Here is an 11218-nt window from a genome sequence, read left to right as displayed (position 1 = left end):
TTTAAAAAATCCGGTCCTGAAGCATCGGGGGCTGGTGCAACACACTTTCACAAAAACCTTGATCGGGAATATTTTGACCAGCTAACCGCTGAAAGAAAAGTCATCAAATATTTTAAAGGCTTTAAGCACATTGAATGGCAAAAAAGTGAAAAGGCAAGAAATGAAGCCTTGGACTGTAGAGTCTATGCTTATGCGGCTTTGCAAGGTCTGATTTCGGCAGGAATAAACCTTAATCGAGAAGTCGATATCTTAGAAGAGCGTTTGGAAAAACTTAAAATTGCTGAAAGCTCTTTGGAAGAAAAAACACCTAGGATTTCTTCATTCACTTCTCCAAGAAGATCTCAGATAGCACAACCTCAAAGGAAACAATCCAGAACGGTGATGAATCCTTATATGCAAGGGGATTGGAGGTAATTTGTGGATGAAACTTTAGAACCAATGAACAGCAAATTTTCGAGACTGGAAAATTTAAAAAGGCGGCGAGAGCAAATTGAAGAGGCTCTTTATTCGGGTGCGCAATCAGTGCGTCACGGCGATAAGCAAGTCAGCAACCGCTCTGTTGAGGAACTGCGCAGAGCTCTTGAAATGATCAATAGGCAAATAGCGGACCTTGAAGGGCGTAAAGGTTCACGCGTGTTCTATTTTAATATCTCACGAGGCTATTAATGGCTGGCTTTCTCAATAAACTCACGGGCTTTTTTACAATTTCTCGTCAACACAATCCCCATTTTGAAGCGGCAAGCAAAAGCCGCCGTATGGGTGGTTTTGACCCCGCAAAAAAACATATCAATAAAGCCATTGAAGAATGCGGTGATACCATTGTTGCCCGTTCAAGATGGCTTTATGACAATGAATCTCTTTATGGGTCTGCAACAGAAGAATGGGTCTCCGCGACTGTTAGTGATGGGATTAAACCTTATCCTCGCATTGAAGGCTTTCAAGAAGAGAAGAAAAAGCTTTTAGACTTATGGTGGCAATGGGCTGATGAAGCAGACTACGATGAAGATGCCAGCTTTTATGGGCTGCAAGCAACCATTGCCCGAGAGGTCTTTTTAACCGGAGAATGCTTTGTAAGATTGCATTATATTGATCTCTACGGGCGCTCTGGTGTGCCGCTTCAATTACAAGTTTATCCCACCGAAATGTTGGACCTTTCCTACAATGGAGCTGCTGAGATTGAAGGCAATTACATTCGTATGGGTATTGAATTTAATGCCAGTGGTAAGCGCGTTGCTTATCATTTCTGGGAACATCACCCCTATGATGATTGTTCTGCAAGCACAGTCTTTGAGAGTCAAGAACGCATACGTGTGCCTGCTGAAATGGTCATTCATATCAAAGAGCGCCGGATTGCCGGACAATTGCGCGGTTCTCCCAAAATAACGCGCTCTATGACAAAAATCTTTCAACTCGAATCCTATGATGATGCAGAACTTGATCGAAAAAGGACGGCGGCTCTTTTCGCAGCGTTTGTCAAGGACAATTCCCCAAACGTCGCAAAATTATCCGATAATCGTGATAAAAACGACGTTGAAGAAGAATACGAAGCACCTGCCATTGCACCCGGTGCATCTCTTTATTTAGGAGAGAATAAAGATGTTACATTCTCAAATCCTGTTGAGGTTGGAGGTTCTTATGAGGCTTTTCAGTATCGTAATATTTTAAAAATTTGCTCGGCTCTCAATATGCCTTATGCCGTTGTTACTGGAGACGTTACGCGCGGTAATTTTTCCAATGTGCGAACCTCCATCATTCAGTTTAGACGGCATGTCAAACAATGGCGTGAACATATCATTGCCTTTCAGTTTAATCGCATTATATGGGAGCGTTTTGTTGAAATGGCAGTGCTTTCTGGATGCGTCAATTTGCCAGGGTGGGAAGAAAATTCCTTGCCATGGCTTCAATGTGAAAGCTTTGCGCCCCCGCTTGAAATGATTGATCCAAACAAGGATATCTCAGCGGAAAAAGAAGAAATCCGTGCAGGCTTGAAAACACGACGCATGGCACTTGCCGAGCGGGGCTTTGATATCGACAGCATTCATGCCGAACTGCAAGAAGAACACACAGATGCTCGTGCGCGCGGCTTATCTTTTGACACGGATATGGCAGCACCTTCTGGTGAAAATCAAGCGATTGGTGATGAAGATTCAGAGACTTCTGAGACTTATGAAAGCAACCAAGGCAGCGAGGCACACAAAAATGGTGAATAATCTCGACATGCCGTTTTTGGCATCACGGCTTTTTGGTGTTCCTCATATGCTTGCATCGACAAAGCTTGATATCATTTTGAATGCTCTTGCGCCGCGTCTTTTTGAGGGAGAAAAGTTTCCCCCTAGGGCTTTTGCGCAAGGGGATACAGAAGCTTTCAGACCACCTGAAACTTATGTAGTACAAAACAATATTGCCATAATACCAGTTCATGGCACGCTTGTGCGCCGCGGTGCATGGCTTGGGGCTTTATCGGGATTAACCTCTTATGAAGGTTTGGGGGCTTCTTTTCGTGAAGCCATTGCACAACCTGATGTTCGCGCTGTTTTACTTGATATTGACAGCGGCGGTGGAGAAGCGGGCGGTGTGTTTGATTTGGTTGAAGAATTCCAGACACTTTCAAAACAATACAACAAGCCCATTTGGGCGCATGCCAATGAGTTTGCCTGTTCTGCAGCTTATGCCATTGCCTGTTCTGCTTCTCAAATATGGGTTGCTCGCACGGGTGTTGTAGGCTCGATTGGTGTCGTTTGCGCCCATCTTGACCAATCCCGTGCAGATGAAAAACACGGACATAAATGGACCTTTGTCTTTGAAGGTGATCACAAAGTTCATGGCAACCCTCATGAACCCTTGAACGATACAGCACAGATAAAAATGCAAGCCGATTGCGCCCTGCTCTACGAGATGTTTGTCGATTTGGTTGCAAAAAACAGACGCTTAAATGCTGCTACAATTCGTGACACAAAAGCAGAAACTTTTATAGGCACCCAAGCGATCACGCTTGGATTAGCAGATGTGCAAGGCACCCTTGCGCAAGCTTTGGAAGCCTTAACGGATTCCATATCACAAAACCCAACATCAACAACAAAAGAAGGACAAAACACATGGCACGCACACAATACCGCGCTGAAGAAGATGATGACGAAGACGATAGCGACATCGACAAAAACGCCGAAGACTTCGACGATGAAGAAGACGAAGAGGACGAAGACAATGAGGACAATGAAAACAAGCGCGAAGATATGAAAGCCGTGCTTGAAAAAGAAAGAAAGCGCGCAAAAGCACTAACAACCCTTGAAAGGCAAGCAAAGCAATTAGGCGTTTCTTTTGACGCAGCAAAAGCTATTCAAAACGGTATGAGTCTCGAAAAAGCACGCCAGTGTGTGTTGGCGGCTGCTAGCTCTCAAAGTGCGTCTTTAAAAGTCTCGCCTTATACCCCTCATAGTGATGGGACGAGCAAGGCAAAGATTCATACAAAATGGGAAGCAGCTTGGAGGGCAGTGAAATGACGAATATTATTTATGACGACGTACGCAATGGTGCTTATCTTGGACCCTACGACCCCGATATGTCAAACGAAGAAGTGGTGTTTGCATCAGGAGCATTCATTGAAGCGGGAACTGTCATGGGAAAGGTGACTGAAACGGAAAAATATGTCCCTCTTGATCCAGCAGCATCGGATGGCAGTCAAACACCGGCAGGGATTTCTTTTGCCACTGTTGACGCAACAGAAGCAGATCAACGCGCCGTGATTACAGCACGCTTATGCACTGTAAAAGCTTCTGAATTGCTATGGCCAGATACAATACTTGACCAAGAAAAGATGGCAGCCATTCAGTCTTTAGAAGACAACAATAAAATTCTGTTGCGATAGGAGAATGCGCACATGGATATGAATTTTTTTAAACATGATGCTTTCTCAAGCATCACAATGATGAAAGCCATTGAAAACTATGAGTTTCAACCTGGTCTTGTAAGCTCTCTTAATCTTTTTGAGGAAGTGGAAACCAGTACCACAGTGGTTGGTATTGAACGGCGTGATAATACATTTTCGCTTATTCAAACCAGTGAACGTGGCGCACCTTTGGCAGAAGGTGATAGAGAGGGTCGTAATCTTCGGTTTTTCAAAACAACACGGATTGCCAAAAGTGATACGGTGAAATCAGAAGAAATCCAGAACCGGCGTGAATTTGGCGCAGAAGATCAACTCGAGACAGCAATGAAATATATTGCCAGAAAACAAAAGAAACTGATTTCTGAAATCGAATTGACATGGGAGAATATGCAGCTTGGCGCTGTTCAAGGTGTTGTCCTTGATGCTGATGGCTCTGTCATTGTTGACTGGTACAAGGAATGGGAAATCACACCACCAAAGCCCATTGACTTTAAACTGAATAATGAGACAACCAATGTTGCTGACAATGTTGATCAAGTCATTATGAGGATGATTGAGGCTTCAAAAGGAGCATTTTCTGATCGTTCGCGGATTATTGGGCTTTGTGGAAATGAATTCTTTTCCAAGTTGAAAAACCATAAAACAATTCGTGAGACCTATCTCAACACAGCCTTAGCACAAACACTTAATAGCGCCGGAGGTGTTGCAACACCAAGCGCTCTTGGCTCGGGCAGCTTTGGCAGTTTTGACTTTGCAGGTGTCACTTTTATTAATTACCGGAGTATTCACAACTATAATGTGAGTGCGAAGGCTGGAACAAAGCGTGCCATAGGCATTAAGCCGGATGAATGTCAATTCTTTCCTGTTGATGCGCCTGGTGTATTCCAAAAAACCTTTTCCCCTGGTGAAAGCTTGGATTTTGCTAACACCGTTGGAAAGCCTCTCTACACCATGTTGATCGTTGATCACGACCGTAATGCATGGGTAAAACCGGAAGTTTATAGCTATCCGCTTTACATCTGCACACGCCCAGAAATGCTGTTCAAAGCCGTGATTGGAGCGAAATAACATGCGATGGCACGGGCTGCTAAACCAAATGGTTAAAGATGTGCGCAACACTTTTGGGCAGCCCATCATCTACACACGAAAGGACAACCAGCAATCTTTTCGTATCACAGCGATTTACGGCATTAAGCATTCGGAATCGGAGGCTGGTGGCAGAATCCCCACGACAATTGCAAGAAAGGAACTTGATCTTTGTATCAATGATATTGGAGGATTACCACCAAAGCCTCAAGATAGTGTTGTCATTATTTCTCCTGAAGATACTTCTCAAGAGCACTTCGTGATCACAGATATCCAAGCCTCTGAATCCGGTATGTATAAGCTTATCTTGCGGGAGATAAAATAAAGATACACTTATTATTTTTTTAAAATATGAAGTCACCACTTGACAATATGGCAACAATATGTCTATTGTCGAATCAGGTGCCTCAAAAACACCTTAAACCAATAGCGGATAGATTACCGAAACAATCTTTTCTCCGCACATTAAAGGCTTTGACTCATTGTATGTTACACGCATATAATGACTTTGTCGGGTGTGGTTATGCTATACAATACCCTTTATGGGGAAAGCATAACGACGGACTATTGGCCGTGTTTTTGAGCACCCGGCACTTTATTTATAAAAGTGTCAATCAAAAACGTCTAACCAATAGGAGTTCATCATGAACACTCTTATTCCGATATCGGAACAAACTATTGATCAGGAAACTGTTCAAACAGTAAACGCACGTGAATTACATGCATTTTTAGAAATAGGCAAAGATTTCTCTACTTGGATTACTGACCGTATCAAAAAATATAATTTATTAGAAAAGCAAGACTTTGTTTGCTCCCCGATTTTGGGGAGCAAAGGTAGGGGTGGTCACAATCGTAAAGACTATCATCTCACTTTAAGCGTAGCCAAAGAACTTTCTATGCTTGAGAACAATAAGAAAGGTAGAGAAGCTCGTTTATATTTTATCAAATGTGAACGGCTTTTGAAACAAGTAGCAACACCACAGATAGCTACATCACAAGTTGACTACTCTAAACCTGAAGCATTACTTGGTGTTTTGAATCACTTACAAAATCAAATAGAGCATAAAGATCATGTTATTGCTAAATTAGCACCAAAAGCAGAAGCTTTGGAAGGTTTAAAACGCTCTGATGGTTTGTTTGGTCTTATTGAAGCAGCAAAGATGTTAGAGGCACGACCTAAGGATTTGACTAATTACCTACGTAAACATGATTGGGTGTATCGACGTGCTCCAGGGGCGCCTCTGTTGCCCTATCAAGACAAAATTAAGAAAGGATTCATGGACTGTCCTGCTATTACCATTCAAAGACCGGACGGAACAGAGAAGGTGCTGCCTTCAACTAAAATCACATCTAGAGGATTGGCATGTTTAAGAGAACAAATCCATGGAGGTGTACAATGAAGAAGATAGATACTAACTTCTTATGCGATTTGTGGATAACGTTGTTTCAGTTTGTCAATTGTGAATATGTAGATGATAAAAATTGTAGTGCTCTGGTTGACATCATGGGGGTGGTAGAAAAAGCTTTGATTGTAAAACTTCAAGATGAAGTACCAAATATTACAAAGATTCTGGCAGTTCTTACAGATTTTGGCGATTCAGAACTACCGCATAGCATGGATTCTTTGTTGCGAACTTACGAACCAGATTTAGAGAGCTCCATTAAAAAGGTTGCTTAAGTAAAAAAAACATCTCCCCTCCCCGTTCTTAAGATGGGGAGGTGGTTAAACCCTACATTCAAATTTATTGATTTTGGCAAATTCGTCTGCTTTTTCAGTTTGTAAGATACTAACGTCATAAGCAGCTTGCATGTTAAGCCAAAATTCAGCAGTAGTATCAAAAAAATAGGCTAATCTGAGAGCAGTATCGGGAGTCACTGGACTATTTTCAGCAACAATACGTTCTATTCTCGTGCGTGGAACATTTAATGCTTTTGCAAGGGCATAAGCAGAGAGAGCATATTCTTTTAAATATTCCTCTCGTAAAATTTCTCCGGGATGAATCGCTATATAATTTTTCATCTCGACCTCCTACAGATCAATGATAATCTACAATTTCAACTTCACTTGCCATGTGACAAAGGTATTGGAAGTTGTTCTCCATTATGTTGCATGTCCTCAACAACTTCTGAAACAAGGTCCATAATACCTTTTAAAGCTTTCTCTGCTTGAGCATCTAACCATGAAAGGAATGGGAATTCTGCACACAACCCAACATATTCCTCATCTTCTTGCGACCACAAAACACGATAGGTATAATGATTATTGTTCATGTTTCATCCTTTCTTATATCCTCTACAGAGGATATTGGTCAATTACGATGGCTTTTTCGTAAATCTCGTTCGATGAGATGTCGAACATAGCGTGTGTAAGGGATAGCTTGATTTTTAGCTTTTTCCTTTAAAGCTTTCATAAGCGCTTGAGGCAAGCGAATATTCATAGAGGCTTCTTTAGGTAAGAATTCAAAATGAACAGGCTTAAAACCAGTTAAGTCATAATCAGTAAGATCTGCAGTATCAACAAAGTTTTCTGCTTCTTCATCCGTCTTAAAAACGGGCATTTGTTTTAATTTAGAGGTTTTCATAAAAATCAATCTCCTTTTGGTGCATATAACGAGCGCTAATAGGACGTACAAACAATTCGTTCTTTATTGTTCTTAAGGTAAAAACTAAAAAAATATATCGTTCATTATAGCTTCGTCCAATGGCTCTGAAACGCTCTTCTTTAATATTGGGGTCATGCTTTATGACGAGATTTCCAGGTTCAGTGAATAAATACTCAATTTCTTTTTTAGAAACTCCATGTTTGGCACATTTTGGCCAGTTGCCATCATCCCAATTTATGCCATGAACTTTGATGTTTGCTACCATAACGTATGTATATCAAAATGTATCCACAAATACAATAAAAATGATTAAAAATCAATCTGTTTTAACAGGAACACTCATGCATCCGAGAGAGACGATAAGGGAAAGCTTTGTTGCTTTGATAAAGGCAGCAAAGACGGCAGCTGGTGACAATGTTTTCAATATGCGTGATTTCAACTTTTCCCCTGAGAACACGCCTGCAATTAATATCTCAACACAAAGTGAAACGATTGAAGATGGCTATGATTATGGAGTAAGGCGGCGTGTTTTAACGCTAGATGTTGAATGTTATGCGACATGTGAAGATGGAGCGCGTTTTGTTGACCAATTAGCATGGGAAGTTGAGGAGGTTTTCTACGCTAATCCTAATCTTAACAACACCGTTGAGACATGCCGCCTGCAAAATATTGCTTTTGCCTTTGGCGATAATGGCGCCCTAGCGCTCCATGGTGCAATTTTAACCTTTGAAGTCATTTATGTGACAAATATCCCCAACATGGATGAAGAAGAAGGCAGTGTAACAGCAAGACTCGTTGAACCTTTCTTAAGCTTTTAACCAGAAACAGGCGTGGGAAATAAAGATAAATACCATAAAATTGAAGGTGGACATGTTAGAGCGGCGCGATAAAGAAATCACAGATCTAAAAAGACGTGTGTCCAATATGGTGATGGTTGGAAAAATTAGCCATGTCGACCATAAAAATGCACGCTATCGAGTAAAAAGTGGCAGTCTTATCAGTGACTGGATTCCAGATACACAAGCCCGCGCCGGTAAAACCTGTTCTTATGAAGGGCGTGATATTGGAGAGCAAGTTGTTGTGGTTTCTTCCTCTGGCGATTTATCGCAAGGGGTGATTGTGGGTTCACTTCACACCGATGCTAATCAAGCAGCCGATAAGGGTAGTATTCACCGAACTATATACCCTGATGGAACCAGCCTTGAATATGATGATGAACAAAACACTTATGGAATTCACATCAAATCAGGTGGAAAATTTATCCTGACAATCTCTGATGGTGTGTCACTAAAAGGTGATGGTGGCAAGCTAGAGCTTACGGCACCGGAAGGTATAAAGATTGTTTCAGAAAGCGATATAAATTTAAACGCAAAAGGCGGCATCTCTTTGAAGGCAGGTGGTGGCGTTTCACTGAATTCGAATGATAGTCTCTCTCTTCATTCTGGAAATAATGTTTCCATTCATTCAAGTGGACTAAAGCATAACGGCACCAATATTGGAAACAGCCATGTTCATGGTGGTGTTTCCCCTGGTGGCTCGATGACAGGAGGTCCCAATTGAACAGTGGAATGGACCGTATGACAGGAAAGCCTTTATCCGGTATTGATCATTTACGCCAATCAATCCTTGACATTTTGTCAACACGCATTGGTTCGCGTGTCATGCGGCGTGACTATGGTTCACGCGTTGCTGAACTCATTGATGCACCAGTGAATAATGCTTTTTCTGTTGCTCTTTATGCTGCTGTTGCTGAGGCTTTAGATAAGTGGGAACCGCGTTTTAAACTGAAAAAAATTGATTTTAAAATGGTTGATGCTGGACAAGTTTCTTTGTCCTTTGAAGGTATTTATTTGCCTTCAGGCAAGCCCATTACCATGGAAGGATTATTGATAAAATGAATGGAGTGCTTGCAAAACCCGAAATCATCACAGAACTTTCTTTTGAGGAAATACGCGCTGCTGCTCTTGCCCATTTAAAAGAGCTTTTGCCGGAATATAGCATTCTTGAAAGTGATCCGTCCGTAAAAGTCATTGAGGCTTTTAGCTATCGAGAGTTGCTTTTAAGACAGCGTATTAACGAAGCGGCACGCAATAACATTCTTGATTTTGCAACCGGTGAATCTCTTGACGCTTTGGGAAACTGGCATGGTATTGCCCGCATGGAGGGTGAAAGTGATGAGAGATATCGTGAACGTATTCAACTTCATGCCCGTGGTGGCAATGGTAGCGGGACAGAGCCCTATTACAAGCTTATAGCCTTAACAGCAGATAGTCGTGTTAAGGATGCGATTGTTTACCGTAAAGGCAAAGACCCAACCATCTATGTTGCTCTTTTTGGCAACAATGAAGAAGGAACGGCATCTGAAGATCTCATACAAACAGTCTCAGAAGCTCTTCACAGAAAAAATATCATTATGACCAATGATACAATCATTGTTCACGCTGCTGTCAAAAAAGTGCTGGATTTAGAAGCAGATGTTTGGCTGTTACCAGAAACATCTTTGAAAATTCTCACAACAATGGAAACAAATTTAAGAGCAGCATGGAGACAAGAACAAGCCATTGGTCGTGAATTAAGTTTGTCGTGGTGGATTTCAAAACTCATGATTTCTGGTGTCCAAAAAGTGATCGCCATTACACCAACAAGGGACAGTACGGTTTGTGATGAAGAAGTTTTATCGATTGGAAAAATCACCTTAAACTTCAAAGGGCGGGCGCGCTAATGGTTGGTTCCCTCCTCCCCACAAATGCAACGGAATTTGAAAAGCGCCTTGCTGATGTTTGCGATTTTCATCAAGATGTTGATGGTTCTGTTTTGGGGATTTCACGCTCTAAACTGATCACACGCCCTCCCCGCTTCTTGCCGTGGCTGATTGAAGAATACGGGCTTGGAGAGCTTACGCCTTATGTTCCAAACCTCTATGATTTGATTGATCAAGGGCTTCAATGGCAGAGGATACGTGGCTCTCTTGCGGCAATAGAGATGGGTTTGAGATGGTTAGAGGTTTCGGCACGCTTTCAACCCGCATGGACGGGGCGTGCATGGTGGAATTCCTTCCAACTTGAATTTGACCGGTTGCCTGAACGAGGTAATCTTGAGGCGATTGAAGCAATTACCGACCTTTCCAAAAGTTTGCGTTCTGATTTTCGTCGTGGTGTTTACGGCTATGATGTGCAAGCTGTTGAAGCCAATATGTCAAGGCTTGATGAGTGCATGCTGGATTTTGAGAGTGGCATCCGTCTTACAGCTGGAGGAACATTGTTTTCCTTTGGACGCACAACACAAATCAATCACACGCTCACAAGAGAAGAAGGCAAACTTATTGGCAATTGGATAGATGATGGGGATGAAGAATTAAGCTGGAACCATATCGATTATCCATGGGATATGGCAAATTTTCCGTGGTGTTCGGTCAAAAAACATGAACGCGATATGCTCATGGCAGAATGGTTTCATGGTCGCACGCTTTATTTGGCTTTAAGAGACGCTGAAAATACTCTGATTGGGTATCGCAGATGCTATGCTGTAGCGCCTGTCGAACAAGCTTTGAATGGTGTGTACAGCCATTGCGGAAACAGATTTAATCCCTCCCCAACAGGCACTCTGTTGTTTCTTGCTGCCCGCACAGATTTTGAAGATGTTG

The 11218-nt window shown here is 42.1% G+C and carries 17 protein-coding genes and 2 pseudogenes; 15 read left to right on the top strand and 4 right to left on the bottom strand.

Features of this window, described 5'->3' with window-relative positions; all coding sequences use genetic code 11:
- The 10 genes from PVV68_RS08795 to PVV68_RS08750 form a co-directional block, all read left to right on the top strand.
- The coding region (locus tag PVV68_RS08795) for a terminase gpA endonuclease subunit (RefSeq protein WP_273782917.1) at nucleotides 1-414 on the top strand (414 nt) is incomplete at its 5' end.
- Nucleotides 415-417: 3 nt separating this feature from the next.
- On the top strand, nucleotides 418-666 hold the full coding sequence (locus PVV68_RS08790) for a phage head-tail joining protein (protein WP_273721099.1): 249 nt from the start codon (nucleotides 418-420) through the stop codon (nucleotides 664-666).
- A complete protein-coding gene (locus tag PVV68_RS08785) occupies nucleotides 666-2210 on the top strand; it encodes a phage portal protein (protein ID WP_273721100.1) in 1545 nt (514 codons plus the stop codon). Before PVV68_RS08790 ends, PVV68_RS08785 begins: the two co-directional genes overlap by 1 nt.
- The gene (locus tag PVV68_RS08780) at nucleotides 2200-3237 is read left to right on the top strand and encodes a S49 family peptidase (protein ID WP_273782916.1); all 1038 of its coding nucleotides are present in this window, start codon (nucleotides 2200-2202) and stop codon (nucleotides 3235-3237) included. The genes PVV68_RS08785 and PVV68_RS08780 overlap by 11 nt, the downstream gene beginning before the upstream one ends.
- Nucleotides 3150-3500 carry a hypothetical protein gene (locus PVV68_RS08775; RefSeq protein ID WP_273782918.1) on the top strand — a complete coding sequence of 117 codons (351 nt, stop codon included), beginning with the start codon at nucleotides 3150-3152 and terminating at the stop codon, nucleotides 3498-3500. Before PVV68_RS08780 ends, PVV68_RS08775 begins: the two co-directional genes overlap by 88 nt.
- Nucleotides 3497-3865: a head decoration protein gene (locus PVV68_RS08770; RefSeq protein WP_273719345.1), complete on the top strand. Its 369-nt coding sequence runs from the start codon at nucleotides 3497-3499 to the stop codon at nucleotides 3863-3865. The genes PVV68_RS08775 and PVV68_RS08770 overlap by 4 nt, the downstream gene beginning before the upstream one ends.
- Before the next feature lie 12 nt (nucleotides 3866-3877).
- Nucleotides 3878-4954 (top strand): major capsid protein, encoded by a 1077-nt coding sequence (locus PVV68_RS08765; RefSeq protein WP_273721103.1) that lies wholly within the window; start codon nucleotides 3878-3880, stop codon nucleotides 4952-4954.
- 1 nt (nucleotide 4955) lies between these two features.
- Nucleotides 4956-5297: a hypothetical protein gene (locus tag PVV68_RS08760; RefSeq protein WP_273721104.1), complete on the top strand. Its 342-nt coding sequence runs from the start codon at nucleotides 4956-4958 to the stop codon at nucleotides 5295-5297.
- 319 nt (nucleotides 5298-5616) lie between these two features.
- Nucleotides 5617-6372 (top strand): antA/AntB antirepressor family protein, encoded by a 756-nt coding sequence (locus PVV68_RS08755; RefSeq protein ID WP_273721105.1) that lies wholly within the window; start codon nucleotides 5617-5619, stop codon nucleotides 6370-6372.
- Entirely contained in the window at nucleotides 6369-6650 is a 282-nt protein-coding gene (locus PVV68_RS08750; RefSeq protein ID WP_273721106.1) for a hypothetical protein, read from the top strand. Before PVV68_RS08755 ends, PVV68_RS08750 begins: the two co-directional genes overlap by 4 nt.
- A 45-nt stretch (nucleotides 6651-6695) precedes the next feature.
- On the opposite strand, the gene PVV68_RS08745 is transcribed toward PVV68_RS08750, so the two are convergent.
- The 4 genes and pseudogenes from PVV68_RS08745 to PVV68_RS08730 form a co-directional block, all read right to left on the bottom strand.
- The gene (locus PVV68_RS08745; RefSeq protein ID WP_004861504.1) at nucleotides 6696-6992 is read right to left on the bottom strand and encodes a HigA family addiction module antitoxin; all 297 of its coding nucleotides are present in this window, start codon (nucleotides 6990-6992) and stop codon (nucleotides 6696-6698) included.
- Nucleotides 6993-7036: 44 nt separating this feature from the next.
- A pseudogene (locus PVV68_RS08740) lies at nucleotides 7037-7243 on the bottom strand (toxin-antitoxin system HicB family antitoxin); the annotation flags it as partial.
- 38 nt (nucleotides 7244-7281) lie between these two features.
- Nucleotides 7282-7554 carry a CopG family antitoxin gene (locus tag PVV68_RS08735; RefSeq protein WP_012754724.1) on the bottom strand — a complete coding sequence of 91 codons (273 nt, stop codon included), beginning with the start codon at nucleotides 7552-7554 and terminating at the stop codon, nucleotides 7282-7284.
- The gene (locus PVV68_RS08730) at nucleotides 7541-7840 is read right to left on the bottom strand and encodes a BrnT family toxin (RefSeq protein WP_012754723.1); all 300 of its coding nucleotides are present in this window, start codon (nucleotides 7838-7840) and stop codon (nucleotides 7541-7543) included. The genes PVV68_RS08735 and PVV68_RS08730 overlap by 14 nt, the downstream gene beginning before the upstream one ends.
- Nucleotides 7841-7916: 76 nt before the next feature.
- Here PVV68_RS08730 and PVV68_RS08725 point away from each other — a divergent pair.
- The 5 genes and pseudogenes from PVV68_RS08725 to PVV68_RS08705 all read left to right on the top strand — a co-directional run.
- Nucleotides 7917-8465 (top strand): annotated as a pseudogene (locus PVV68_RS08725) (hypothetical protein).
- On the top strand, nucleotides 8446-9135 hold the full coding sequence (locus tag PVV68_RS08720) for a phage baseplate assembly protein V (protein ID WP_273721107.1): 690 nt from the start codon (nucleotides 8446-8448) through the stop codon (nucleotides 9133-9135). The pseudogene PVV68_RS08725 and the gene PVV68_RS08720 overlap by 20 nt, the downstream one beginning before the upstream one ends.
- On the top strand, nucleotides 9132-9473 hold the full coding sequence (locus PVV68_RS08715; RefSeq protein ID WP_273721108.1) for a GPW/gp25 family protein: 342 nt from the start codon (nucleotides 9132-9134) through the stop codon (nucleotides 9471-9473). The genes PVV68_RS08720 and PVV68_RS08715 overlap by 4 nt, the downstream gene beginning before the upstream one ends.
- Nucleotides 9470-10297 carry a baseplate J/gp47 family protein gene (locus PVV68_RS08710; protein ID WP_273782914.1) on the top strand — a complete coding sequence of 276 codons (828 nt, stop codon included), beginning with the start codon at nucleotides 9470-9472 and terminating at the stop codon, nucleotides 10295-10297. The genes PVV68_RS08715 and PVV68_RS08710 overlap by 4 nt, the downstream gene beginning before the upstream one ends.
- Nucleotides 10297-11218: phage tail protein (locus PVV68_RS08705; protein WP_273782912.1), on the top strand; the 922-nt coding region annotated here is incomplete at its 3' end. The genes PVV68_RS08710 and PVV68_RS08705, both read left to right, overlap by 1 nt.

The organism is Bartonella sp. ML69XJBT (assembly GCF_028618515.1).
GTDB lineage: Bacteria > Pseudomonadota > Alphaproteobacteria > Rhizobiales > Rhizobiaceae > Bartonella.
Note: the sequence above shows the minus strand (reverse complement) of the source record. Positions and strands in the feature narration are given on the sequence as shown.

Bases quoted from the DNA above. Each gene is read 5' to 3' on its own strand.
- PVV68_RS08785 (WP_273721100.1), top strand. From the start codon at position 666: ATGGCTGGCTTTCTCAATAAACTCACGGGCTTTTTTACAATTTCTCGT.
- PVV68_RS08780 (WP_273782916.1), top strand. From the start codon at position 2,200: ATGGTGAATAATCTCGACATGCCGTTTTTGGCATCACGGCTTTTTGGT.
- PVV68_RS08770 (WP_273719345.1), top strand. From the start codon at position 3,497: ATGACGAATATTATTTATGACGACGTACGCAATGGTGCTTATCTTGGA.
- PVV68_RS08765 (WP_273721103.1), top strand. From the start codon at position 3,878: ATGGATATGAATTTTTTTAAACATGATGCTTTCTCAAGCATCACAATG.
- PVV68_RS08760 (WP_273721104.1), top strand. From the start codon at position 4,956: ATGCGATGGCACGGGCTGCTAAACCAAATGGTTAAAGATGTGCGCAAC.
- PVV68_RS08755 (WP_273721105.1), top strand. From the start codon at position 5,617: ATGAACACTCTTATTCCGATATCGGAACAAACTATTGATCAGGAAACT.
- PVV68_RS08750 (WP_273721106.1), top strand. From the start codon at position 6,369: ATGAAGAAGATAGATACTAACTTCTTATGCGATTTGTGGATAACGTTG.
- PVV68_RS08745 (WP_004861504.1), bottom strand. From the start codon at position 6,992: ATGAAAAATTATATAGCGATTCATCCCGGAGAAATTTTACGAGAGGAA.
- PVV68_RS08735 (WP_012754724.1), bottom strand. From the start codon at position 7,554: ATGAAAACCTCTAAATTAAAACAAATGCCCGTTTTTAAGACGGATGAA.
- PVV68_RS08730 (WP_012754723.1), bottom strand. From the start codon at position 7,840: ATGGTAGCAAACATCAAAGTTCATGGCATAAATTGGGATGATGGCAAC.
- PVV68_RS08720 (WP_273721107.1), top strand. From the start codon at position 8,446: ATGTTAGAGCGGCGCGATAAAGAAATCACAGATCTAAAAAGACGTGTG.
- PVV68_RS08710 (WP_273782914.1), top strand. From the start codon at position 9,470: ATGAATGGAGTGCTTGCAAAACCCGAAATCATCACAGAACTTTCTTTT.